This window comes from Polyangium mundeleinium, from assembly GCF_028369105.1.
Lineage (GTDB): Bacteria > Myxococcota_A > Polyangia > Polyangiales > Polyangiaceae > Polyangium > Polyangium mundeleinium.
Genome location: NZ_JAQNDO010000001.1, coordinates 6397475 through 6421952, shown reverse-complemented (window position 1 = coordinate 6421952; position 24478 = coordinate 6397475). Strand labels below are relative to the sequence as shown.

At 70.4% G+C, this 24478-nt stretch carries 21 protein-coding genes; 8 read left to right on the top strand and 13 right to left on the bottom strand.

Annotation, left to right across the window (positions count from 1 at the left end):
* The first annotated feature begins 171 nt into the window (after positions 1-171).
* On the top strand, positions 172-1509 hold the full coding sequence (locus POL67_RS25565) for a sensor histidine kinase (RefSeq protein WP_271921565.1): 1338 nt from the start codon (positions 172-174) through the stop codon (positions 1507-1509).
* Positions 1506-2771 (top strand): sigma-54-dependent transcriptional regulator, encoded by a 1266-nt coding sequence (locus POL67_RS25560; protein ID WP_271921563.1) that lies wholly within the window; start codon positions 1506-1508, stop codon positions 2769-2771. The genes POL67_RS25565 and POL67_RS25560 overlap by 4 nt, the downstream gene beginning before the upstream one ends.
* A gap of 1025 nt (positions 2772-3796) precedes the next feature.
* Here POL67_RS25560 and yddG read toward each other — a convergent pair.
* Positions 3797-4681, bottom strand: coding sequence for an aromatic amino acid exporter YddG (gene yddG / locus POL67_RS25555; protein ID WP_271921561.1), 885 nt, complete (start codon positions 4679-4681; stop codon positions 3797-3799).
* A 158-nt stretch (positions 4682-4839) separates the two neighbouring features.
* On the opposite strand from yddG, the gene POL67_RS25550 reads away from it, so the two are divergent.
* The gene (locus POL67_RS25550) at positions 4840-5712 is read left to right on the top strand and encodes a radical SAM protein (protein WP_271921559.1); all 873 of its coding nucleotides are present in this window, start codon (positions 4840-4842) and stop codon (positions 5710-5712) included.
* Between the two features lie 4 nt (positions 5713-5716).
* On the opposite strand, the gene POL67_RS25545 is transcribed toward POL67_RS25550, so the two are convergent.
* Both POL67_RS25545 and POL67_RS25540 read right to left on the bottom strand, forming a co-directional pair.
* Complete coding sequence (locus tag POL67_RS25545) at positions 5717-5911, bottom strand: hypothetical protein (RefSeq protein WP_271921557.1); 195 nt, start codon at positions 5909-5911, stop codon at positions 5717-5719.
* Complete coding sequence (locus POL67_RS25540) at positions 5908-6309, bottom strand: hypothetical protein (RefSeq protein ID WP_271921555.1); 402 nt, start codon at positions 6307-6309, stop codon at positions 5908-5910. The genes POL67_RS25545 and POL67_RS25540 overlap by 4 nt, the downstream gene beginning before the upstream one ends.
* Positions 6310-6488: 179 nt before the next feature.
* Here POL67_RS25540 and POL67_RS25535 point away from each other — a divergent pair, with 179 nt between their 5' ends.
* Positions 6489-7274, top strand: a complete 786-nt coding sequence (locus tag POL67_RS25535; protein ID WP_271921553.1) for an endonuclease/exonuclease/phosphatase family protein — start codon at positions 6489-6491, stop codon at positions 7272-7274.
* 6 nt (positions 7275-7280) lie between these two features.
* On the opposite strand, the gene POL67_RS25530 is transcribed toward POL67_RS25535, so the two are convergent.
* Entirely contained in the window at positions 7281-8201 is a 921-nt protein-coding gene (locus tag POL67_RS25530) for a LysR family transcriptional regulator (RefSeq protein WP_271921551.1), read from the bottom strand.
* Between the two features lie 90 nt (positions 8202-8291).
* On the opposite strand from POL67_RS25530, the gene POL67_RS25525 reads away from it, so the two are divergent.
* Positions 8292-9338 (top strand): aldo/keto reductase, encoded by a 1047-nt coding sequence (locus POL67_RS25525; RefSeq protein ID WP_271921549.1) that lies wholly within the window; start codon positions 8292-8294, stop codon positions 9336-9338.
* A 3-nt stretch (positions 9339-9341) separates the two neighbouring features.
* Here POL67_RS25525 and POL67_RS25520 read toward each other — a convergent pair whose 3' ends face one another.
* Positions 9342-10439, bottom strand: coding sequence for a LysM peptidoglycan-binding domain-containing protein (locus POL67_RS25520; protein ID WP_271921547.1), 1098 nt, complete (start codon positions 10437-10439; stop codon positions 9342-9344).
* An 82-nt stretch (positions 10440-10521) separates the two neighbouring features.
* Here POL67_RS25520 and POL67_RS25515 point away from each other — a divergent pair, with 82 nt between their 5' ends.
* A complete protein-coding gene (locus tag POL67_RS25515; protein ID WP_271921545.1) occupies positions 10522-11007 on the top strand; it encodes a hypothetical protein in 486 nt (161 codons plus the stop codon).
* A gap of 6 nt (positions 11008-11013) precedes the next feature.
* Here the strand turns inward: POL67_RS25515 and POL67_RS25510 are convergent, their stop codons facing one another.
* The 6 genes from POL67_RS25510 to POL67_RS25485 form a co-directional block, all read right to left on the bottom strand.
* Complete coding sequence (locus POL67_RS25510) at positions 11014-12222, bottom strand: NAD(P)/FAD-dependent oxidoreductase (RefSeq protein ID WP_271921543.1); 1209 nt, start codon at positions 12220-12222, stop codon at positions 11014-11016.
* Complete coding sequence (locus POL67_RS25505) at positions 12219-12416, bottom strand: ferredoxin (RefSeq protein WP_271921541.1); 198 nt, start codon at positions 12414-12416, stop codon at positions 12219-12221. The genes POL67_RS25510 and POL67_RS25505 overlap by 4 nt, the downstream gene beginning before the upstream one ends.
* Before the next feature lie 43 nt (positions 12417-12459).
* Positions 12460-13107, bottom strand: a complete 648-nt coding sequence (locus POL67_RS25500) for a TetR/AcrR family transcriptional regulator (RefSeq protein WP_271921539.1) — start codon at positions 13105-13107, stop codon at positions 12460-12462.
* Between the two features lie 96 nt (positions 13108-13203).
* The gene (locus tag POL67_RS25495) at positions 13204-15855 is read right to left on the bottom strand and encodes an Lcl domain-containing protein (protein WP_271921537.1); all 2652 of its coding nucleotides are present in this window, start codon (positions 15853-15855) and stop codon (positions 13204-13206) included.
* A 9-nt stretch (positions 15856-15864) separates the two neighbouring features.
* The gene (locus POL67_RS25490; RefSeq protein ID WP_271921535.1) at positions 15865-16950 is read right to left on the bottom strand and encodes a hypothetical protein; all 1086 of its coding nucleotides are present in this window, start codon (positions 16948-16950) and stop codon (positions 15865-15867) included.
* Positions 16951-16996: 46 nt separating this feature from the next.
* On the bottom strand, positions 16997-19255 hold the full coding sequence (locus tag POL67_RS25485; RefSeq protein WP_271921533.1) for a glycoside hydrolase family 3 N-terminal domain-containing protein: 2259 nt from the start codon (positions 19253-19255) through the stop codon (positions 16997-16999).
* 155 nt (positions 19256-19410) lie between these two features.
* Here POL67_RS25485 and POL67_RS25480 point away from each other — a divergent pair, with 155 nt between their 5' ends.
* Entirely contained in the window at positions 19411-20727 is a 1317-nt protein-coding gene (locus POL67_RS25480; protein WP_271921531.1) for a hypothetical protein, read from the top strand.
* 5 nt (positions 20728-20732) lie between these two features.
* A complete protein-coding gene (locus POL67_RS25475) occupies positions 20733-23579 on the top strand; it encodes a PQQ-binding-like beta-propeller repeat protein (protein WP_271921529.1) in 2847 nt (948 codons plus the stop codon).
* A gap of 23 nt (positions 23580-23602) precedes the next feature.
* On the opposite strand, the gene POL67_RS25470 is transcribed toward POL67_RS25475, so the two are convergent.
* Both POL67_RS25470 and POL67_RS25465 read right to left on the bottom strand, forming a co-directional pair.
* A complete protein-coding gene (locus tag POL67_RS25470) occupies positions 23603-23749 on the bottom strand; it encodes a hypothetical protein (RefSeq protein ID WP_271921527.1) in 147 nt (48 codons plus the stop codon).
* Positions 23750-23751: 2 nt separating this feature from the next.
* Positions 23752-24090 (bottom strand): dihydrofolate reductase family protein, encoded by a 339-nt coding sequence (locus POL67_RS25465; RefSeq protein WP_271921525.1) that lies wholly within the window; start codon positions 24088-24090, stop codon positions 23752-23754.
* Positions 24091-24478: the final 388 nt, after the last annotated feature.

Genomic DNA, 24478 nt, shown 5'->3' with positions numbered 1-24478 from the left:
CGAGCGTTTCCTCGCCCTTCCCCTCTACCGCCTCCCTGCGGGCCGAGGCTCGGCCCGATCGAGGCCGTCCCCTGCTTCGTCACGGGCCATGACACCTGTCAGGATTCGGGACATCATTCGTCCGCCCTGATGAGGCTCCCGCGTGTGTCGTTGAGGTGGCTGCTCGGAGCCGTGACGATCCTGGCCTCGCTCGTGTTCGGGGTCTCGGTCGTGTCGGTGAACCGCGTCATCCGCATGTCGAGCGAGCAACGCCTGGAGCGCGGCCGCGACCTCGTGCAACGCGAGCTCGCCCGCTGGGCCGAGCAGCCCGACGCGGACGGCGGCGCCGCGCGGTTCACCGTGCTCGGGCTGCGTGGCGGCACCGCCCAGGATCCGGCCGTCCCCGGAGGGCCGATCCCGATCCGCTCGGGCATCTCCAGCGAGGCCGATCGCGCGCTCTCCACGCTCGCGGCCGTAGCAAAGCGGGATCGCGCCGAGGTCGGGGCGCTCGACGTCGGCGAAGGCACGCTCTTCCTCGGCGCGCGGCGGAGCGCCGACGGCCGCTTGCTCTGGGTCGCCTACACCGTGTCGATGTCCAAGCTCGTCGGCACCTGGCGCCTCATCGCAGGCCTGCTCACGTCGGCGACCGTGCTCCTCGGCGTGATCGCGCTCGGCACCGTGATCGCCGCCACGCGCGGGGCGCGCGGGCTCAAGCGGTCGCTCGCGGCGCTGGAGGAGGATCTCACGTCCGAAGTCCCGCGCCCCGCGCTCGCCGAGCTTTCGAGCGTGGCCGAGGGCGTCGCGAGCCTGGCGGCGAGCCTCGCGGCGGCCGAGCATGAGCGGGAGCGGCTCGCCGAGGAGCTCGGCCGCAAAGAGCGCCTGGCCGCGCTCGGCCGGGTCGTCGCCGGCGTCGCGCACGAGGTCCGCAACCCGCTCGCGTCGATCAAGCTGCGCGTCGACATGGCGCGCACCTCCGAGGGCGTCCCGGCCGAGGTCGCGCAGGAGCTCGACGCGGTGGACGAGGAGATCACGCGGCTCGATCGCCTCCTCACGGATTTCCTGGTCGTCAGCGGCCGCCGGATCGGCCGACGCGTGGACACGGAGCTCCGCGACGTGGTCGATCGGCGGCTCGGCTTGCTCTCGACCTGGGCGAAGGAGCGAGGCGTCTCCCTGGCCGTGAGCGGCCGCGCGCGCGCCGTCGTCGACCCCGACGCTTGCGCCCGCGCCGTGGACAACCTCGTCAAGAACGGCGTCGAGGCGTCGCCGTCGGGGGCCGAGGTGCGCGTGCAGATCGAGCGGCACGGGGGCTTGTCGGTGCTGACGGTCGAGGACGACGGCGACGGCGTCCCCGAGGATCGCGTCTCCGAGCTCTTCGAGCCATTTTTCACGACGAAACCCGAGGGCACGGGGCTCGGCCTCGCGGTGTCGCGGGCCATCGCGGTGGCGAGCGGCGGGCGGCTCACCTACCAGCGCGAGGGCGGCGTCACGCGGTTCGAGCTCTCCGTTCCGGCCGAAGGAGGCGCGGCATGAGCACGGTGCTCATCGTGGACGACGAAAAAGGCATCCGGCTCGGGCTCGCGACAGCCCTGGCGCGCGTGGGGCACACGACCGTGGCCGCCGCGAGCCTGGCCGAGGCGCGGACGCGGCTCGCCGAGCCGAACACGTTCGACTGCGCCCTGGTCGACATCCGTCTCAAGGACGGCAGCGGCCTCGAGCTCTTGCGCGAGCTCCGGACGGGCCAACACCGCGATCTGCCCGTGATCGTGGCCACCGCGTACGACGACGGCGAGCGCACCATCGAGGCGATGCGCGACGGGGCCTTCGATTATCTGACAAAACCCTTCGATTTGCAGCGCCTCGTCGCCACCGTCGCGCGCGCGGTCAAGCAGCGGCGCGCGCCTCCGGCGGCCGTGGAGGCACTCGCGGAGAGCACGCCGCTCGTAGGGCGGAGCGCGGCCATGCACGCAGTCTGGAAGCTCATCGGCCGCGCCGCCGGATCGCAGGCCCCCGTGCTCGTCAAGGGCGAGGCCGGCGCCGGCAAGGAGCTCGTGGCCCGCGCGATCCACGAGTATTCGAGCCGCGCCAGCGAGCCGCTCGTCGTCGTGCGCGTCGATCCGTCGACGGACGCCGCCGAGCTTCGGGGGATGCTCGCAGGCGCGCGCGCGGGCGGAACCCTCCTCGTCGACGGCGCGGGGGATCTGACGCCGGCGGCGCAAGGCGCGTTCGCCGCTTGGCTCTCCGAATCACCGCCGGTCCGCGTCGTCACGCTGGCGCGGCTCGCGCCCGGCTCACTGGAGGTCCCTCTGATCGCGGAGCTTTATTATCAGCTCGCGGTCCTCGAAATCGCCGTTCCACCGCTGCGCGAGCGCCGGAGCGACGTGGCGCTGCTCGTCTCGCGGGCGATCGTGGGAACACGCGCGCGCGCGATCTCCGAGGAGGCGATGGCCGCGCTCGTGCGCCACGACTGGCCGGGCAACGTCCGCGAGCTGTTCCTCGTGGTCCGCCGCGCGGCCGAAATGTGCCACGGCGAGGTCATCGACGCCGACGCGCTCCCGCCCGAGCTCGCGACCCCCGCGTCCCCGACCGAGCCCACGAACCGCTACCTCGGCCTTCCACTGCGCGAGGCCGTGGCCCGGCTGGAGCGGGATCTGCTCGCGTCCGCGCTCCAGCGCGCCGACGGCAACCGCACCCTGGCGGCCAAGCTCCTCGGCATTCCGCGCCCGCAGCTCTACGCGAAGCTCGAAGAACACGGCTTTTCCGAGAAACGATCGGGGACGCCGTCGAGCAAATAGGCTGCTCTACGGGCTGAGCATGGGTCTCCTCTGGGAAGCGCCGCGCCGGGGCGCCGCCCCGGTCCCCGCGGGGGGCTGTCCGCCCCCTCGACCCCGGACCAGCCAGGGGCTGGACCCAGGGTTGAAAAACTGCGCTCCGCGCAGTTTTTCAAACGGGCCGACGAAGGAGCCGGGGGGCCAGCAGAAGCCGCAGCGCGGCTGTGTTGGTGGGGAACGCCTCCGCCGGTCAAGACCAGGGATGAGCCTGCCTACCAAAGGCCGCAGCGCTGACAGGTCGGCGGCCAACGTCTCGTCGCATGACGTCATGGCGTGACGCGGTGGCCTCACGTTCCAAACGGCACGGCTCCGTCCCTCCACGCAATGGGGCCGTAGGTCTTCGGCGATGAGCCCATGGTCTCCCTACATCGTGCCCATCTCTCGACGCCACGGGCCCGCCGCGCCTACCATCGCCCCCGTTCCTCCAAGGCACGGCCTCGTCCCTCCAAGGCACGGCCTCGTACCTCCAAGGCACGGCCTCGTACCTCCGGAGGCTCGACCGCACGCCCCAGAGACACGTTCCCGTCCCTCCAAGGCACGACCCCGTCCCTCCAAGGCACGGCCTCGTACCTCCGGAGGCTCGACCGCACGCCCCAGAGACACGTTCCCGTCCCTCCAAGGCACGGCCTCGTACCTCCGGAGGCTCGACGTCGTCTCTTCAGACCATGCCCCCCCATCTCTCGCACACACGTCCCCGTCGCCTTTTGGCTCGGCCCCCAAGCTTGACGACACGGCCTCATCGAGGAACTGCGCATCGCGCAGCTCCTCGAACCGACGCCAGCGACCCCCCATGGTCTTACCACCGACCCGCTGGAAGGCCGCGTGCCTGTCTCGGTTGGCAACGCCGCTACCGGTCTTGACCCGGGCCTGTTCGATGAACTGCGCATCGCGCAGTTCATCGACCCTGGGTCCAGCCCCTGGCTGGTCCGGGGTGGAGGGGGCGGACAGCCCCCTCCTGGGGCCTGGGGCAACGCCCCAGCTCTGCGGCTTCACGATGAGACCAGTGGATCGGGGCGCTTCGTCCCGAGCGTCGCGACCAGCGCGCCCGCGACGATCAGCCCGCAGGAGACGGCGAGCGTGAAGCTCGGCTCCGCATGGCCGGCGAGGACGAGGATCGAGGTCGATAACACCGGCGCGGCATACGACGCCACGCCGAGCAGCCGGATGTCCCCGCGCTTCACGCCGATGTCCCACACATAAAACGCGATCCCGACCGGGCCGACGCCGAGCGCGAGGAGCGCGAGCCATTGGGTCGTGTTTTCAGGCCAAACGGTCGTTTCGAATACGAGATGCCCGAGGAAGCTCAGGGCGGAGGTCGCCAGGCAGAAGCCGGCCACGGCATCGGTCGGGACCTCGCCGAAGCGCCGCGAGAGAACGGAATACCCCGCCCATACGAAGGCTGCCGCGAACGCGCAGGCATACCCCGGCAGGTGCTCGGCGCGGGCGTCCAGGGCGCCGCGGCCGAGGAAAAGCACGAGGATCCCCCCGAAGCCGAGGAGCGCCCCGCCGACATGGGCCGCGCGCAATCGCTCGCCGGGCAAAAACGACGAGAAGAGCACGATGAGCAGGGGCCAGAGGTAATTGACGAGGCCGGACTCGGCGGGCGGCGCCCAGCGCAAAGCCGCGAAATAGAGGGCGTGATACCCGAAGAGACCGCCCGTGCCGAGGGCCCAGACGATGGGCCGTTGCCTCAGCGATCGAATGGCGTGTGGCCGCGGGATCCAGGTGGCGACGCCCGCGAGGCCGCCCACGAGAAACGTCATGGCGGCGAGCTGGAACGGCGGGACTTTGCCCGACGCCGTGGTGAAGAGAGCGAGCAGGGACCAGAGGAGGATGGCCGAGAAGCCGGTCGCGGTGGAGGTGCGGGGGGACATCGTCACAGGTCGCGGCCCGCGGCGCAGATGGTTGGTGCTGCAAAGGATCGGCGTCGCGGGGCGGGAGGCATCAGCGCCGGCACGGTACCACGCGCGCGGCGGGTCGGCAGGCCGCCCGCTGGCCTCTTCCACGCGGCTCGGGTAGGCTCCTCGCGGCGATGCGCTACGAAGGCAAGCTCTACCGTCCGCCCAGCGAGGCGCACTCGTACATCCTGCAGGCCACGATCGGCTGCTCCTGGAACAAGTGCACGTACTGCGACATGTACCGGGACAAAACCTTTCGCATCCGCGACCTCGCCGAGACCCTGCAAGACATCACGTCCGCGGGCGCGGCCTTCGGCGACCACGTGGAAAAGGTCTTCGTCGCCGACGGGGATGCCCTCGTTTTGCCCCTCGATCATTGGCTCGCCCTCCTCGACGCCTGCCGCCGCGCCTTCCCGAACCTCCGGCAGGTGAGCTGTTACGCGATGGCGACCAATTTGCTGGAGAAAACCAGCGACGAGCTCCGCACCTTGCGCGAGCGTGGCCTCGCGCTTCTTTACATCGGCCCCGAATCCGGCGACGACCTCGTGCTCAAGCGGATTGCCAAGGGCTCCTCGTTCGACGATCACGTCGAGGCCGCGCGCCGCGCCCGGGACGCGGGCCTGAAGACCTCGGCGATTTTCCTCCTCGGCGCGGGCGGCACCGAGCGCACGGACGAACATGCGCGCGCCTCGGCTCGCCTCGCGACTGCGATGGATCCCGATTACCTCGCGGCGCTCACGTTGACCGTCGTCCCCGACACCCCCCTCGCCACGCTGGAGCGACGCGGCCGCTTCGTTTTGCCCGACGTCCACGGCCTGCTCCGCGAGCTGCGTGTCTTCGTCGCCGAGGCCACGCCCACGGAGGCGCTTTTTCGGACGAACCACGCGTCGAATTACCTGCCCATCGGGGGACGTCTCCCGCACGATCGCGCGCGGATCCTCGACGTCATCGACGCCGCGCTCTCCGGCCGGATCCGGCTCCGGCCCGAGCACACGCGAGGGCTTTGACGTTTCATCGGCGACGCTCGAGCCGCCGCAGCACGACGGCTTGCCACGCCACGATCGCGAGCAGCGCGACCGTCACCACGGGCCAGAGCACGAAGAACAGGAACGCATTCGCATCGCGGTACGTCGCCCCCGCGAGCGCGGCCACGCGAACCATGAAGTCCACGCACGCGGCGTAAAGGGTGAACCCGAACTGCGTCACGACGCACCTCGCCGGAGCGCGCGGATCTTGCGCCTTTGCGAGAGGGCCACGAGGTAGAGCGCGTACATGATCCCCGGCCACGCCACACAGAATACCGCGAGGTTCACCACGCCGTAGCCCACGTGGGGCTTATCGGGCACGACGGCCCTCCCCGCGGCCTTCAGGCCTGCGATCGTCGCGCCGTACAGACCCTCGTCGCCCGCGAGCGCGCGCGGGAGATGCGGCGTGTGGGAACAGCCGTGGTTGTGGCAATGCCACGTGCAGTGACCTCGCGCGCGGGCCTCGATTGGAATCGTGGTGCGGAGAACGGGCGATCCCGTGGCGAGGACCGCGGTGAACGCCGCGGGGACCGCGACGAGGGGAGCCATTGCCAGGAGAAACCATGCGAGGCGCTTCATCGTGGTCACACCCGAGGGCCGGAGGGTGGCACAGGTCGAGCGGCAGGTCGAACACGTGAGGGCCGAGCCACAACCCCTTCCCGGGGGCGCGTTTCCTGGGGCGGGCGCTCGGCTGACCGAGGCCTTGTCCGGAATCGTGTCCTGGTCGCTGCGGCCGAAGGTCTCTACGGTTGCCCTCGATGACGACGACCTTTTCGGCCACGACCTACAACGTGCTCGCCCAGTGCTACGTGCGGCCCGATCGCTACCGGGGCTCGCCGGCGGATGCCCTCGATCCCGCGACCCGCCGCGCCCGCCTGCTCGCGCGCATCGATGCCCTCGGATCCGACCTTCTGTGCCTGCAGGAGGTCGAGCCCGACCTGTACGAGGCGCTCTGCGCCCGCCTCGACGCGACCCACGCGAGCGCCTACGCGCAGCGGACGGGCCGCCGCGAGGGCTCGGCCCTGTTTGCGCGTCGCGCGCTCTTCACGTGGCACGGCCACGACGTGCTGCATTTCGCGGCACACCGGCCCGGCGACGACGACCTCGCGCTGATCGCGCGCCTCACCGTCGATACCCGACCCCTCCACGTCGCGACGACCCACCTGACGTGGCAGCCCGACAGCACGCCGACCGACGAGCACCTCGGACACCGCCAGATGCTCGAGCTCCTCGCCTCCCGCGACGCCGCTCCCGCCGACGTCACCTGGCTCGTCGCGGGCGATTTCAACGCGACCTCGCAGAGCGTGGTGCTCGCCGCGGCCTACGAGCGCGGCCTCGCCGAGAGCTGCCGCGCGCAGCGACCGTGGGACACGACCGCGATCAACGGCCGCCCGCGCAAAATCGATTACCTGCTCTCTTCCGAGGGCCGGCTCGACCCACGTCCCGGCGTCCTCCCGCGTCTCAGCCGCGACACCGTGATGCCGTCCGCGAGCGAGCCGTCGGACCATTTGCCATTGACGGTCACGTTCGCGCTCGTTTCTTAGCCCTCCCTACCGCGCAGCCTCGCGAGGGGCGGCGGCCGGCGCGGGGTACCGGAGCGCCTCGATCAACGCCCGCAGGGCCGGCGTGAGCTGACGGCGGCTCGGATAATAAAGGAAGCTCCCTGGGAATGGTGGACACCAATCCTCGAGCGCCCGGACCAGCGCGCCCGAACGCAGGTGCGGGAGCACGACCGACTCCATCACATAGGCGAGGCCCATCCCTGCGAGCGCCGCCGCGAGCAGCGAATCGCTGTCGTTCGTGATGAAGACCGGCGGCGCCGCGACGCGCACGGATCGCCCCCGTTTTTCGAGCTCCCACCGATAGAGGGGCCCCCCGGGCGAAAGCCGCGCGCAGAGGCAACGATGCTTGGCGATGTCCTGGGGCTTCTTCGGCGGAGGAAACCGCTCGAAATAAGCCGGCGAAGCGACCACGAGGCCGCGCTCGTCCGGGCCGATGCGCACGGAGATCATGTCCTTGTCGACGAGCTCTCCGTAACGAACGCCGGCGTCGAAGCGGTTCGCGACGATATCGGTCCTCTCGTTGTCGACCGTGATGTCCACGACGACGTCGGGAAAGGCGCGGGCAAACGCGGGCAAGCGCGGCGTGATCGACCGCATGGCCAGCGAATGCACCGTCAGGCGCACGTGCCCCGCTGGCTTATCACGCAGCGTCCCGAGCGACTCCACCGCCGACGCGACGTCGTCCATGGCCGGCTTCAACGTCGCGAGCAGCCGCTCGCCCGCGTCCGTCGGGGCGACGCTGCGGGTGGTGCGGGTCAAGAGGAGCACGCCGAGGCGCTCTTCGAGGGCGCGCATGGCGTGGCTCAACGCCGACGTGGAGACGCCGAGGCGCGCCGCGGCCCGCGTAAAACTCTGCTCTTCGGCGATGGCCGCGAAGGCCACGAGATCGGGCCAGTCTTCTCGTCTCATCGTTGAACCTGGCTCAAGAGCCCTTTTCGATCGTGGAGTCTACTCGAAAGGTAGGCCGAGGGCTATACCCTGCCTCGGAGGTCGCGATTCATGCGCTACAACAAGCTTGGGAGCACCGGTCTTTACGTTTCGGAGCTTTGCTTCGGCACCATGACGTTCGGCGGACAGGGGCCCTTTGGTTTCCTCGGCCAGGTCCAGCAAGCGGAGGCGGATGCGCTCGTGGCAAAGGCGATCGAGGCCGGCGTCAACTTCCTCGACACGGCAGACACCTATTCGGAAGGTCATTCCGAACGCATCACGGGCCAGGCGCTCAAGAACCTCGGCATCCGGCGCAGCGAGATCGTCGTCGCCACGAAGGTCTTCGGCCCGGCGGGTCGGGGCCCGAACAGCCACGGCTCCTCGCGGGGTCATATCATGGACGCCGTCCGCGCGAGCCTCGAACGGCTTCAGCTCGATCACATCGATCTGTATCAGCTCCACGGCTTCGATCCGGCCACGCCCATCGAGGAGTCGCTCGAGGCCCTCTCGGATCTCGTGCGGCAAGGGCTCGTCCGTTACATCGGCGTATCGAACTGGGCGGCCTGGCAAATGGCCAAGGCGCTCGGCCTCTCGGCGCTGCATGGCGTCGCGAAGATCGCCTCGGTGCAGGCGTATTACACGATCGCGGGTCGTGAGCTGGAGCGCGAGATCGTGCCGATGCTGCAAAGCGAAGGCCTCGGCTTGCTCGTCTGGAGCCCGCTCGCCGGTGGTTTCCTGAGCGGCAAATACACCCGCGCGCAGCGGGAGATCGAGGGCAGCCGCCGCACGGCGTTTGCGTTTCCGCCCGTGGATCCCGAGCGCGGCTACGACATCGTCGACGTGCTCGCCGCCATGGCGGCGCGCAAAGGCGTCACCGTGGCGCAGCTCGCCATTGCGTGGCTCTTGCACCAGAAGTCCGTCACGAGCGTCATCCTCGGCGCCAAACGTACAGACCAGCTCAGCGATACACTCGCCTCCGTCGACGTGACCCTGGACGCCGAGGAGCTTTTGCAGCTCGACGAGGTGAGCAAGCTGCGCGCCGAATACCCGGGCTGGATGATGGACATCTGGAGCAGGGACCGCGCGACGCAATTCGCCGCGCAACGCCACCCGCGCTGACGGCTATCGTTTGCTCGGGCCGGGCAGCCACACGATATCGGTGTCGTGCGAGCGACCGAAGACCGCTTCTCCCTTCGGGACCTTGCTCGGAACAAAGCCCAAGGGGAACACGCGCCCGGTGCTCGCGTCGCCGAAGCGGGCATTGGGCAGGGATTTCGTCCCCGAGGCCGTGCGAAGCTTGATGGTCGTGCCGACGTCTTCGCGGAAGATCCCGACCAGCGTGCCCGACTGCGTGGGCAGGGTGCGCGGGGCGAGCGGGTCGAAAGGAAGCTCGTAGATCTGGCCTTCGCCGGCGCGAATCCCTGTGAGCTCGCGGTCGACGCGAAGGTTCGTCGGGTCGAACGTGCGCTCCACGAGGTGAAGGGCCGGCCCTTTGAGGGGATGGGTCACTTCTTCCCAGTGGGCCGTGGCCAGGTGGCACTCCTTGCCCACGCGAACGAGCGCCGTTTTCGCGGTGAACATGCCGCTGTCATAGCGCAGCATTTCCCGGCCGTCGCGAACGACGATGAGCGGGCGATACTCCTGGCCGAGCCCATTCGAGACCGTTTGCAGCACCGAGAGCATCACCTCGGGCGCGCCGTCGCCGTCGAGATCGGCGGACGCCACGTCCACGAAGCTCGATCCCCACGGATTGAAGGCGGAGACCTCCACGGGCAGGCGCAGGGTCTTGCCGTTCGTGGTGAGGACCATCGACGTATCGGCCTGATCGTCGCGGCACAGGCACGCTCGCGCGCCGCCGGGGCCGGTCCCGCAATAGGCGTCCATGCAGCCCTTCTCCTCGGCGGTCGCGACGAACTTCCACGGCGTGACCGGGCACGCCGCGCGTTGTCGTGCCGGCGTCCAAGGTACATAACGCGGGAGCTTTCGGGTCGAGGGTACGTCGGGCAAGACGAGCCCATACCGATTGAAGTTGTGCTTGTTCTTGATGCCGTTCAGCCGCGCGATCTCGTCGACCGAAAGACCGAATTTCGCGGCCACGTGGGAGAGCGTGCGCGGATTCGCGTAATACGCGAGCCCCGCGCGAGGCTCTTTCGGCGCGGCGTGGGCCGAGGCCAGAGGAGCGAGCGCGAGGGCGAGCATCGAGCCGAGAAACCGTCGCATGAGATGTCGTCCGTACCACGATGGGAGAGAGGTGCACAAAGATGTGAACGACTGACCAATTTCGGATAACGTCCGCGGTACGATGCGTCTTCCAGCGACCCGCCTCCCCGTTGGTCTCGCCGCCGCGGCCCTGCTCGCCACCCTCGGCCTCGGCTGCGAGAAGCCCAAGCCCGGTACGCCCGTCACGTTCGAAAACGTCTGCAGCGCCGAGTTCGACCCCACCATGGAGAAGGGCCTGAACGTCACGAAGCGCGTGGCGATCGAGGGCTACGTCGGACCGCTGCGAAGCTCGGTGAAAGTCTGCAGTGACACGTGCGACTTCAACCTCTTCGCCGAGCCTGACGGCAAGGGCAAACGCGTCAACGCCGACGTGCCGGTCGGCGACGGCAAGAATCAGATGGAGCGCCTGCCGAAGAGCTTCTCGGACAAGGACCTCAAGCTCCACACGAGCGACGGCAAGGTCGTGGGCGTGGGCGCGAAGGTCCGCATCACCGGCGGACGCTCGCCGGCCGGGGGCAAACGCGAGACCTGCTCGCTCTGGCAAGTGAGCCTCATCGAGGCGCTCTGACGTATTTCAGGTCGAGGCCACCCGCGCCGCGGCGACCACCTCGCTCCACGCCGTCCCATCGACCACGTGCTGCCGGTGCTGCCGGGTCTGCTTCACCATGTTCCACCCGAGCACCCCGGTGACCTTTCCGCGGCTCCCGTACAGCGCGACGAACTGCCGGAGCGCGGGATCCCCTTCCACGATCGCCACCTCGGCGTCGGCAGACACGAAGCCGTGCACCTGGATCTTGGCGTCGAATTGATCGGTCCAGAAATACGGCACCGGCGTGTACGGCCGGTCCTTGCCGAGGATGTTGGCCGCCACCACCATCGCCTGCTCGACGGCATTCGTCCGGTTCTCCAGCCGCATCCCCACGCCGAACCCCTCGTGATGCCAGAACGCCACGTCGCCGACGGCGTAAATGCCGGCCGCCGCCTGGCACCGTGAATCACACACGATTCCATCCGCCAGCGCGAGCCCGCTCCCCGCGAGCCATCCCGTCGCCGGGCGCGAGCCAATCGCCACCACCACCACGTCCGCGGGCAGCACCTCGCCGTTCGCCAGGCGCACCCCGGAGACCCGTCCCTCCGCGCCGCAGAGCTCCGTCACGCCGACCCCGAGCCGCAGCTCGACCCCCTGATCCACGTGCAGCTTCGCCAGATACCCGCCGACCTGCGATCCGAACTGACTCGCGAGCGGCGCCGATTGCGGGCCGACCATCGTCACCGCGAGCCCCATGCCGCGCGCGGTCGCGGCGATCTCCGTGCCGAGCACGCCGTCGCCCGCGACGACCACCCGTGGCCCCGCGAGCAGATCGGCCCGCAAGGCGAGCGTCTCGTCCACCGTGCGCAGCACGTGCACGCCGGCCCAGGCCTCCTGCCCCGGCAGCCGGCGCGGCTCGAGACCCGTGGCCAGCACGATCACGTCCGCCCGCAGGCAACGCCCCGACGCGGTCGTCACCTCACGCGCGCCCACGTCGAGGCGAACGGCGGGGTCGCCGAGGACGAATTCTACTTCGAGCTTCGCGAGCGCGCTCTCGGGCCGGAGCTGCGTCTGCTCGGGTTTCCAGGCGCCGCCCAGCACCTTTTTCGAGAGCGGCGGCCGGTCGTAGGGCAGGTGCCGCTCCGCGCCGAGGAGCGTCAGGCTGCCCGTGAACCCCTCGCGCCGCAGCGCCTCCGCGACGGACAAGCCGCCTGCGGAGGCGCCCACGACGAGCACGCTCGTCGGCGTCGTCATTCGTGCTCTTCCAGCCTTATCGCGGCCGCGGGGCATACGGTCACCGCTTCGCGCACGACCGTGTGCAGCTCCTTCGCGGGCGATTCGTCGAGCAGGATCACGATGCCGTCGTCCCGCTGGTCGAACACCTTCGGCGCGAGCAGCACACACTGCCCTGCCCCGCAGCACTTTTCCTCGTCCACGATCACGCGCATGGTCGATTCTTCCTTCCTTCTTTTGTCGTGCCAGGTCGTACGATCATTTCGTCGGGGTGAACGGGGCCTGCCACAGCCCGACCAGGGCGTCCACGAGCCCCACCGCGGCGGCTTCCCACGTCGGGCGCGGCGTGGCCGTGCCCGCTTGCAGGGCGCGCTCGCGCTCGGCGCACATGTGCACGATCAGCTGCCGCCCCATGTCGGCGCGCTCCTCACGCACCTCCGCGGGCAGGACCGGCATGATCCGGTTCAGCCCCTGGATGATCTCCTGCATCGACGCCGAGGCGATCGCCTCGTCGATCACGAGCTGCCGCAGGGTGGGATCGGTCGTCACCTGGGCGATGAAACGGGCATACCAGGTGGGGCTGCCGAGCGCGGCGAGGTGCTCGGTGGTGGGCCGCACGAGGCAGGAGACCCAGTCGCGCAGCTCCGATGAACCCTTGATCGCCGCGATCATCCCCACGCGCCGCTGCTCGATCGAGGGCGCATGCCGGCGCACGATGGCCAGCACGAGGTCGGTCTTGGTGCCGAAGTGGTACCCGACGGCGAAGTTGTTCGCCTGCCCTGCCGCTTCGCTCACCTGCCGGTTCGAGACCGCCGCCACCCCGTGCTCGGCGAAGAGCCGCTCGGCGGCGGCGAGGATGACCTCGCGGGTCTCGTTTCCGTGCGTCTGCTTCCTCGGGCTGGCCATGATCCGATCCCCAACGTACCAGAACTTCCGCGAGGAGATTCAAGGCAACTGACTTATAAAGTCAAGCGACCTGAACCGTGGGGCCCGCGATGGCGATCAGCGGGACTCGACCCGCTCGGGATCCCGCACCTCGACCCCGCGCTCGTAAAAGCTCCGCATGTAGGGCTTGCCGCCGACGTAATCGGTCCACGTCCCCTGGTGCAGGCCGTCCTGGAACACGCCCTCCACGGAGAGCCTGCCCTCCTCGTCCCAGCGCCGGTAGGGGCCGACTTGCAGCCCGTGCGCATACGTGCCCTCCTCGTTCTTCTGGCCGTTCGCATGAAACCGCACGAAGGGGCCGTGCTCCCGGCCTTTTTCGAAGTGCCGGTCGAACGTCAAGCGCCCGCTCGGGTCGTATTCGCGCCAGATGCCGTCGAGGGTGTCGCGGGAGAAGCCGACCTCGTGGTCCTTGGAGCCGTCTTCCCGGAAAAACACGGTCGTCCCCTCGCGGAGCCCCTCCACGAGCGGCTGCTCGTACCGCGGTTTGCCGTTCTCGTAGAATTCCCGCAGCGTCCCCGTGCCTCGCTGGAATTGGCCCTCCGCAGCGCGCTTGCCCGAGGGATACAGCGCGGTCCAAGCGCCGTCGCGCAGGCCCTTCTGGTACGTGCCTTTTTCGTGGGGCTTGCCGTCCGGGTGCCAGGATTCGTAGGGGCCGTCGAGCTCGCCGCCGCGGAACGAGAAGACGGCCGCGCGCGCGCCGTTCGGGTGGAACCGCGTGAACGTGCCGTCCGGTTTGTCCCCTCGATACTGGCCGACCATGGCGCGCGCGCCGTTCGGGTGGAACGTCTCGACGGCGCCTTCGCGGAGGCCGGCTTTGTAGTGCGCCACGCGCGTCTTCGTCCCCGTCTCCTCGTCATGGTCGACGACGGTCCCTTGCCGGAGGCCCCGGGCCCAGGTCTCTTCCCGCGCGATCTTCGCCCCCTCGGGCGTGTACGTCGTGGAGCGCCCGGAGCGCTCGCCCCGTTCGTGCGCGACGACGGACGCGCGCCGGCCCAGCGTGTCGAAATGCGTCCACGTACCGGCCGGCGCGCCGCCGGCGAACGCACCCTCGGCGAGGCGCTCGCCGCTGTCGTAAAACACCGAAAATGCCCCGTCGAGGACGCCGTCCCGGTATTCGAGGCGTATCCACGGCGGACCCTGATCGTGGTGGTACGTCCACGTCCCGTGCCGTTTCCCCTTCCGCAGCGCGCCCTCGGCGAAGATGTGGCCGCTCGGGTAGCGGCTCTGCACCTGGGCCCCGGCCTTGGGGATCGGCGGCAGGTCACGCACGCACAGGGCCCGGAAGCGCGCGTGCTCCTCGCCCTCGCTCGCGAGCACGGGTGGCCCGACCGTCGGCTCGGACCAGTACTGCGGCGAGCAGAGGTTTCGCACCTGGAACGCGTGGCTCTTGTCCGCGGGGTTGAGCGTCGATGTCCAGAGGCCATCCTCCCCCTCTGGTTCGTCCTTCCAGAGCACCTCGCAATCGTTCGCTTCGGACAAGCTGACGAGCTCGCGCACCGTGGGCAGCCGGAAATCGTCGTGGCCGGCCTCGACCTTCGCAGCGCAGAACGTGTTCGCCTCCGCCCAGCGCATGGGCGCCGCGATCGCCGCCGAAAAGCCGAGCCGCTGGAGCGCGTCCTCGACGAGCCCCCCCGCGCGCCGGTACCGCGCGAAGGGGAGCGCGGCGCGCAGCGAGGGGCCTTCCTCGGAGCGCACGCAGCGGACGTTGTATTTTCCGTACGGGCTCGGCTCGTCGTAATGGGTCGACTGAAGATTGCCATCCGCGACGTCGAGGACCCAGGGAGCGCCCGCGTCCTCGGTGCCGGCCCAGAGCAAGCCTTCGGGCGGGCCCCGGAACACCGAGGGATCGAGCGCTGGGCTGCCGCGGCCGTGGTCGACGATGGAGACGAGCTCGAAGTAACGAGGCAAGCGCCAATCGTCGTGGCCCCCGAGCACGAGGTTCTCGCAATGGCGCGTCGCGGCGACGATCTTGAGCTCGGTTTTCGCGACGTCCCGCTGCCACGCGAGGCCCGTCGCGGCGTCGGTCGCGACGTCGCCCTGGACCCGAAAGGACGGTTTTCCCGCGAGGGGCGCGAGCTGCGCGTCGGTGACGAGGGGACCGCGCTGGCGCACGATCGCGGGGATCTCGTCCACGTCCGCGACGCCGAGGAGGTCGTCGCCGTAGAGGGAAGGATCATGGAGGCCTTGCGCATCCCAGCGCGACGCGGGGGGCGCAGGAGCACGCTCCACCACGCGGCGAAAGCCCACGAAAAAGACGAGGCGTTGCCCGACGACGAAGCGCGACAGCGCGGGGGCGCCGCGATACCCGAGCGGGTTGCGCTCGCACCCCTTCTCGTCCGCGGCGCGGGGGAACGAAACGAGGAGCGGACGTTGCTCGTTTCCCTGGAACCTGTCGCCGAGGAGCCGCATTTCCGGGCGCACGTCGAGGACGAGGTCGACCGCGCAGGGGCGCGTGAACGCGTGGATGTCGGAGATCGTGCCGACGACGATGCTGTGGCTCGCCCGGAGGACGTTCGCGAGCGAAGCGGACGGGCCCGCGGCGGGCGGGAGGTCGAACGTCGGCCGCGGCAGGAGCGAAGGCGCCGGCAGATCCCCGGGCGTGGCCTGCGGGAAGGCGGATGCGGATCCGCCGGAAGGAGCCGAAAGCGAGGCCGGCGCGCCGCCGCACGCCGCGACGAGCGCGAAAAACCAGAACGGAGCACGTTTCATCGGACGAACCTATCCAATCCTACCATACGGCTCGCCATTCTCGTCCACACCCGTCCCGAGCCCCGCGTCCGGGTCGCTCGACCCGCCGAACGGGCTCGCGCTCGGGAGGTTCGACGAGGACCACGGCGTGACGAACGGGCGTACGGCGCGTTTTTGGGTGACCGCCGCCGTGAGCCCGTCCTCGGGCGCGGGGAGCGTGTTGTTTTCGAGAAAGATCCCCGTGGCGAGCAGGAGCACCACGCCCGCGGCGACGGCGATCGCATCGTACGCCCAGTCCACGAGCGGCAGTTGCAGCAGGATCTGCGTGAGCGCGCCGAGCGCCGCGACAACCCAGCATCCGATGCCCAGATCGCGCCGGCGCCGTCGTTCGGCGGCGCCGGGGATCGGCTGCCGGAAAGGCTGCCGCATAATCAGCATGGGTTTTCCTTCTGGCGGACCGAGGACCCACATCGGCGGCGGCTCGACGGCGACCTCCTCCTCCCGCTCCCGCTCCCGCGGGGCCGCCGCGCGATACCCGCCGCCGCGCTGCCTCTCCGGCTCCGGCTCCGGCTCCGGCTCCGGCTCCGGCGGTCGGGGCCGCGGCTCGGGCCGCGACAAAGTGCCCTCGATGTACACCTTGTCCCCCGCACGCAGCCGCGCCTCGAAGGTGCAGAGATGCTCGGTGTGCTCGACGCAGACATCCATCTTGCCGCGAAACTTCACGTCCGGCGGCGGCTCGACCCGGACACGCTCGCCATCGGCACGCCGCACGAAAAAGGGACGCGCCACGACCTCCTCGCCCGCCGTCTCCCAGTTCATGTAGTGCACGCGCCGGACATCCCGCACGTCCTCCCGCGGCGAGTAGAAGATCGTCTTGGGCGCCCCCGTCTGCGTGATCTTCACGTCGAGCGGGATCGGCTCGTCGGGCGCGAGCTCGACCTCGCCGCCGATGCTGGCGGCTCCTCGCCGAAGGGGGCCGCGGCCCGCGAGGATCTCCTCGATGCGCCGCACGGGCCTCCGCGCGAGGATCCATGCGACGAGGAGCACGAGGCAAAGCACGAGCGCGAGCGCCCCGACGCCGAGCGTCGACAAGGGCAGAGCGAGAAGGCCATCCACGATGCCAGGCTACACGAGCGGCAAGCCCGTGGGGCGTGGATCGAGGTCACTTTCGCAAGGCGATCCACGACCCGCGCAGCCCGCCGATCGACACCTCGAACGTGCCCGGCTCCACGACCCGCTCTCTCTGTCGATCGAGCACCGCGAGCGACGCGAACGGGATCCGAAACTGCACGACCCGGCGCTCCCCCGGGGCGAGGTGCACCCGCTGAAAGCCGCGCAGCGCGCGCACCGGCCGGGTCACGCTGGCGACGACGTCGCGCACGAACAGCAGCACCACCTCGTCGGCCGCGCGCGCGCCCGCGTTGCGCACGACGACGGAGATCAGGACGTCCTCCCCTCGCCTCGTTCGCTCGGGCACCCGGAGGTCCGCATACACGAACCGGGTGAAGCTCAGCCCGTGGCCGAATCCGTACAGCGGCTCGAAGCTCTCGTCCACGTAAGGGCTCTCGGCCGAGCGCGGGTGATCGTAATGGACGGGCAGCTGCCCCACGCTCCGCGGAATCGAGATCGGCAGCCGTCCGCTCGGGCTCACGTCGCCGAAGAGCACCTCCGCGACGGCCTGGCCTCCGACGAGGCCCGGCTCGAAGGCTTCGAGCACGGCGGGGACGTTCGCGGCAATCCAGGGGATCGCCAGGGGTCGCCCGTTGACGAGCACCACGACCGTCGGCGTGCCCGTCTCGACGATCGCGCGGACGAGATCCATCTGCCGCCCCACGAGCGTGAGATCCGCGCGATCGGCGCCCTCGCCGCCGGTGCGCTCGCGCCGCCGCCGATCCAAGGCGCCGCGGTCGTCGTACCGTGTCTCGTTCTCCCCCAGCACCACGATGGCCACGTCGGCGTCGCGGGCCTCTTCCGCCGTGCGCTGGATCGTTTCGTTCGTCTCCTCGAACACCCGGCCCGGATCCACGAAGTGCACCACCGTCGCCGGGGAGACCGCCGCGCGAATGCCTTCCAGCACGGTGATCACGTTCTCCGCGGGCTGAGGCGCGGTCCAGTCGCCGAGCAAGGCCGTGTTGTCGGCATTGGGCCCCGTCACGAGGATCTTCTTCAGGTTCTTGCGCAAGGGCAGGAGATCCTGCTCGTTCCGCAGGAGCACGATCGATTTCCGCGCCGCTTCCAGGGCCACCTTTCGATGCCCCGGCGACGCGAGGACGGAGGCGGCGCGCGCCGCGTCGACGTACCGATGCTCGAACAAGCCGAGCGCGCGCTTGACGCGCAGAATCCGCCCCGCGGCCTCGTCGATCCTCCAGGCGCCGACCGCGCCCTCGCGCACGAGCTCGACGAGCGGCTTCGAAAATCCCTCGCCGTGCATGTGCATGTCCACGCCTGCGAGCACCGCCTGCCGGATCGCGTCCTTCTGCGACTCCGCCACGTGGTGCGTGGTGTGGAGCATCTCGATGCCCTCCCAGTCGCTCACGACGAACCCCCGAAACCCCCATTCGCGCCGGAGGACGTTCGTGAGCAGCTCCTCGGAGACATGGCTCGGCACCCCATTGACGTCGTTGTACGCGGCCATCACGGAGAGCGCCCCCGCGTCCACGCCGGCCTGGAAGGGCGGGAGAAACGTCGTGCGCAAGGCGCGCTCCGAGACGTCGATGGGCCCCATGTTCCGGCCGCCGAGGGGCAAGCCGGGCCCGAGGAAATGCTTGAGGCAAGCGAGGACCCGGAGATGCGCCTGATCCGGGCCTTGCAAGCCGCGGACGAGGGCGCTGCCCAGCGACGCGACGACGAACGGATCCTCGCCGAACGTCTCCGCCGTCCGGCCCCACCGCGGATCCCGCGCCAGGTCGAGGACCGGGGAAAACGCCCAATGCATGCCCGTCACCCGCATCTCGTGCGCCGTGACCTCGCCGCTACGCTCCACGAGGTCGACGTCGAACGTCGCGGCCATGCCGATCGGCGTCGGGAAAATCGTCGCGCCGCGCACGGGGGCAAGTCCATGCACCGCGTCGATGCCGAAAATCAGCGGAATCCCGAGCCGCGCGCGTGCCGCCTTCTCCTGGAGCGCGTTCGCCTCGCCGGCATCCGTGACGAACAGGAACGAGCCCACGAGCCCCTGCGCGAGCAGCGTGTCGACCTTTCCGGCGAGATCGGGGGAATCGAGGCTCTGCGCGTAGATCGGCGCGATGTACTGGTTCATCTGGCCGATCTTTTCTTCGAGCGTCATGCGATCGAGCAGCGCGCGTGTTTTCCGCTCCTCGACGGAGCCCGACGGGAACACCCCGTTCTGCGCGCCGTCGCCGCACCCGAGCAGGGAGGCGAGGAGCACGAGCCCGATTCCCCCGAACTTCCGCCGCTGCATGTCGCCCCCCTTGCCCGTTCTCCGGCGCCGGGCCTCGATACTCCACCACGCATGGTCATGGCTCGCGCCCGGTCGGACGTAAATGCCTCGCGCCGGAGGGGCCTCACGAGCGCATTGACGAAACTTCGTGGATCGTCGACCTTCCTTCTTTGCCCATGGCCAATCCCTTTGGTCCGACGCCCCCGGCGCGCGCCCTCGCCCCTTCCCTCCTGGTCTCGCTCTTCGCGTGCAGCGGCCCGCCCCTCCCTGCCCCGGTGGAGCGTGCCGCGCCCAAGCCCGAACCCAAAGCCGAAGCGCCAAACGCCGCGCCCAAAGGCGCGAGCCTCCTCGACGACGACGAGCTCCCTGCCCTCCCCCGCGACCTGTCCGCGGGCGTGATCTCCGCGTTCGCGGGCCGATTCGAGCCCGTGGCGCTGCCGCCCAAAACCCCCACGATCGTCGACGCGGCCGGGCGTGACGAGCGCGACGTGTGGATGCTCGCGGGCGACGGCCGCGTCTTTCGATGGGACGGCGCGCGCCTCGCCGATCGGGGCGCGCCCCGATGTTTCACCGATAGCTGCTGCGGCACGCTCGTCGACTGCGCGAAGCAACCCGCGATGTGCACCAAGCAGGCGGTCGAGCGCTGCCAGCCCTTCGGCCCGAGCTGCGCGCTCCCGGTCACGTGGTCCTCGATCCGGGTCACGCCTGCCGACGTGATCGTCCGCGCCCTCATCGAGACCGGCGGCATGCGCGCGAGCATGGTGGAGTCGCGGCTCGGCAAGAACGGGCGCTGGTCGTGCGAGCAAGGGTCCGAGGACCTCGTGTACCCCGGCTCGGCCGGGCGAGGCGACGGCCCGGGCGCCCGCGAGCTCACCGTCGACGGCGCCTCGCTTCGCCTCGAAGGCCCCGCCGTGCTCGTCAATCGGTACGGCGGGACCCTGCTCCTCGTCGACGGCCGCCGCTTGCCCCTGCCCGAGGACGTGCACCAAGGGTATTCGGCCGGCGCGGAGATCGCGGCGCGTTCGCCCGGGGATCTCTGGCTCTGGACGTACGACGGCATCGTGTGGCGGGGCAATGGCCTTGCCTGGGCGCCGTGGCCCTCGGGGCTCACGTCCATGAACGAGCTCTGGCTCGACCCGAACGACGCGGTGTGGGCCCTCGGCGCGGTCGAAGAGAACCACGAGGAGCTCCTCCGCTGGGACCTCGGCAAGGGCGGCGGGCAGCGCTTCGAGACGCCCGGCGCCACGTCCGTGCGGGGCGACGGACGCGATTTTTGGTTATGGGGCCCGAAGGCGCTCTACCACTGGGATGGCGCCGCGCTCCGCCGCGCCGCGCCGCCGCTCGCCATCCAGAACGTGTGGCGTGGCCCCTCGGGCGAGCTCTGGGCCGTGGGCTCCGACCAATCGGTCGTGCTGAAAAAAGCCAAGGACAGCGACGAAGAGGACGTGTACGCGGGCGCCGTGTTCCGCGTGTCGGGAGGGAAAAACCTGTGAGACGCGTGCTCGTCCCCCTTCTCCTCGCGAGCGCGTGCAGCGCCGCGCCGCCGCCTCCCCCGCCTGCGCCCGCGCCGGTGCCCGCGCCCGTGGCCGCCCCCGTGGCCGCCCCACGCTTGCCGTGGATCGAGCTCACGGGCACCGATCGAAAAACGGTGCTCCTCGGGTACGGCCCCGACGGCGGCAAGCTGTACGAGGTGCCGCTCGACGAGGTCACCGCGGTGCTGGGCGCGCCGGACGGCGGTGCCTTCGCCGTCGTGAGGGTGCCCGGGCCGAATTTCTCCGCCAAGGCCGTCGCCGTCCGCATCGACGCGCAAGGCCACGAGGCCTGGAGGACGCCGCTCGAAAGCAGCAGCTTCACCTGGCGCCTCTTCCTCCACGACCCCGCGGGGACGAAACCCACGGCGTCCGGGAAGGGCGCCCCTCGCCTGTTCGTGTTCGACCTCTCGCAGGCCAAGGGAAAACAGCGCCTGCGCGAGCTCGATCCGGCCGATGGAACCCCCCTGAACGAGCGCCCGCTGCCCGACCTCTCCGGGGCCGACGCGCGCGGCGGCGTCGTGGCTGTCGTGGGCGAGGACCACGTGGCCCGGATCGGAGCGGAAGGCGAGCCCGCGTGGAGCGTGCGCGTTCGCCGCTTCCCTTCGCTTTCGCCGTCGTCGGACGCGTACCGCAAGGTCGCGGTCGCGATCGACGGCACGGTGCTCACCGGCGCCTCCGACGGCTCACTCGTCGCGCTCTCCGCCGAGGGCAAACCCCTCTACCAGCTCGGCGTGCGCGGCGCCGTCGACCGCATCGACGCGCAAGCGGGCGGTGGTTTCCTCGTGCGCACGAGCGAAGGGGCCGTGGCCGTGGACCGCGGCGTCGTGCGGGAGGGCGTGAAAGCGGAGCCTCCCCCGGGCGTGCGGGTCCTCGAAAAACGGAAAGGCAAAGGGGCCGGTGACGCAGACCCGAGCGCGCCGCTGCCCTGGAAGCCAACGTTGGCCCATCGAGCGGCGCGCGAGGGCCTCGACGCCACCGAACCTTTTCACCACGTACAATCCCTCGTCGTGAGAGGGCCCCGGGACGTATGGCTGCTCGGCCGTGCCGAGAAGGGCCCGGCCAGCGAGGACGGCCGGCTCTTTCACTATGACGGCAAGGCCTGGTCCGACCTCGGCGTGCCGTCGATGTCGTTCCCCAAGGAAGTCTTCGCCGAAGGCGCGCCGGCGCGCCCGAGCAAGTTCATCGCCCTCGGCCTCTCGCGCAGCCCGGCGGGCGCGCTGCTCGTGCTCGGCGTGCGCGTGGGCGGCGCGGTGCGCCCGTGCGTGCTCGAGCGTGATGGCGCGGGCTACCGCGAGCGACGCGAGCTCCGCGCGACGTTCGCGGGGATCGAGATCGAATACGGGACGAAGTTGTTTCATGGGGCCGGCGCGGGCGGTCGCGAGGTCCTCTGCACCAGCGAACCCGAGGTCTGCGTCGAGTTCGGCCGCGGCGTCACGCCCAGGGTCGTCCCGGAGGACGCGCTCCTCGAGGCCTCCGCGCTCGCGCACGGTGAAGGCGCCGACGTCGAGCCGCCCGAGAGCCCCCTCCCGGCCTTGTCCACGTGGGCCAGCGGCCGCGACGACGTCTGGACGACGGGTTTCCTCGGCGGCGTCGCGCACTTCGACGGCGCGCGCTGGTGGCGTATCCTCGGGATCGACCCGACGGAGAAGCTCACCGTCACCGGGAGCGGCCGCGGCGACGTGTGGGTGTTCGGCGAGGCCGGCCTCTGGCACGTCACGCCCGAGCCGGGGGCCGCGGCCGATCTCGAAGGCACGGCCGCGCCCCCTCCGCCGGCCGCCGCGCCGAGCGTCGTGCTCCCCGTCGCGGGCGTCGATCCATCGTACCGCCTGGAGCGCGTGGTGCTGGACCTCGACGGCCAGCGGCCGCTCCGCACGGCCATCGGCGTCGTCGAGGGCCCGGGCGGGGTCGTCTGGCTGCACGAAGGCGCGCGGATCGTCGAATACGACGGCGCCCGCGCGCGCCTGCTCTACCAGGCGCCCAAACCCGAGCCCTTCTACTGCTGGTACGCGCCCGAGCCGGACTGCAACCTCTGCGCGCAATGCACCGAGCGCACGCCGAAGACGTTCGGCTGCCAGCACTGCCTCGCGCCGGTCGCCGCGGGCGAGGGCGCGGCGCTCGCGGCGGAGGGCTTTCTGCGGCTCCAGGGCGGCCGCGCGGCTCCCGAGCCCATGCCCCTGCCGGACCTGCTCGCCGTCGCCGCCGCGCCGTCCGGCGCGATCTGGACCGTCTCCGCGGCCGACGGCGACCTCCCGCACGCGATGACCTGGGGCCCGCGCGGCGTCCGCCTCGTGACGGGCCTCCCGCCGGCGGCCTACGCCGACGTGGCGGCCCGCGCCGCCGACGACGTATGGTTCGCCGGCGGCCTCACGACCGTCATGGTCGCGGGCCGCGTGTCGCCCGAGGGTGAGGGCACGCTCGTCCGGTTCGACGGCCGCGCCTTCACGCGCCACCGCGGGCCCGACGGGGCGCTGCTCTCCGTGGCGGCCGTCGGGCCTGGCGAGGCGTGGGCGGTGGGCCTCGGCGGCTCGGTGCTGCATGCAAAAGCGAGCACGGTGGAGGCGTTCCACCTCGGGCATGAGGGCGGCGCGCGGCACCCGGTGCTCCTGCGCGGCGTGGCGGCGACCGGGCCGAACGACGTTTGGATCGTGGGCGACGGCTCGACGCTCCTGCACTGGGACGGCAAGGCGCTGCGCCGCGTGGACACGGGCGCTGTCGGGTCAGAGGCGGCGCTCGCGGCGGTAATCGCGCCGGGGGCGAAGCCTGGATGGGTGGTGGGTCCCGGTGGGATCTTTCGGATCGTGGCGGCGCGGTAATCGCGCCGCCCTACCCTCGCCGCTCAGCCGTCCTGCGCCGGCGCCTCGACCTTCTTCTTCGCCCGCCGCTTGTAAAGCCCCGACAGCTCGAACGCGGTCGCAATCGCCGGCTCCCCGAGCTCCCGCGCCGCCACGTCTGCGGCTTCCCGCGCCGTGCGTGCGAGGCTCACGATCAGCCCATCCAGCAAGCCGAAGGCCAGGAGCTTCGAGCCGTGGGCCTGTTGTGACCAGACAGGAGGCGCGTGGTGGAGAACACGACCTTCGGGAGCGCCCTCCAGATCGTGGCGAATTCGAGCGTCGAGTCGTCGAGCGACGGGCTCTGGTCGACGGTCTCCCAGTACCGCATGGCTTCGTACAGCCGTCGTCCAAGCAGATGGACTCCGACCTTGCGTACCTCGTCGGTGGCCAGGTGAAAGACCTCCTCGTCCGGTGCCATCCAGTTGAAGGACCCGTCCGGCCCGACGACGTAGCCGTCCAGCGACACGGCCATCGAGTAGGTCACGCTGCGCATCTGGAGTTCTCCTCCGTACAGATTCGGCTCATCGTGCGTCGATCCTCTCACAACCGGTCGCGTCACGACACCGGCGGCACCGGCGAGTCCGTGATCGGAATCCCCCCTCTTTGACATCGGGGTCGGCGAGTCCGTGATCGGAGTCCCCCCTCTTTGACATCGGGGTCGGCGAGTCCGTGATCGGAGTCCCCCCTCTTTGACATCGGGGTCGGCGAGTCTGTGATCGGAGTCCCCCCTCTTTGATATCGGGGTCGGCGAGTCTGTGATCGGAGTCCCCCCTCTTCGACATCGGGGTCGGCGAGTCTGTGATCGGAGTGCTCCCTCTTCGACATCGGGGTCGGCGAGTCTGTGATCGGAGTCCCCCCTCTTCGACATCGGGGTCGGCGAG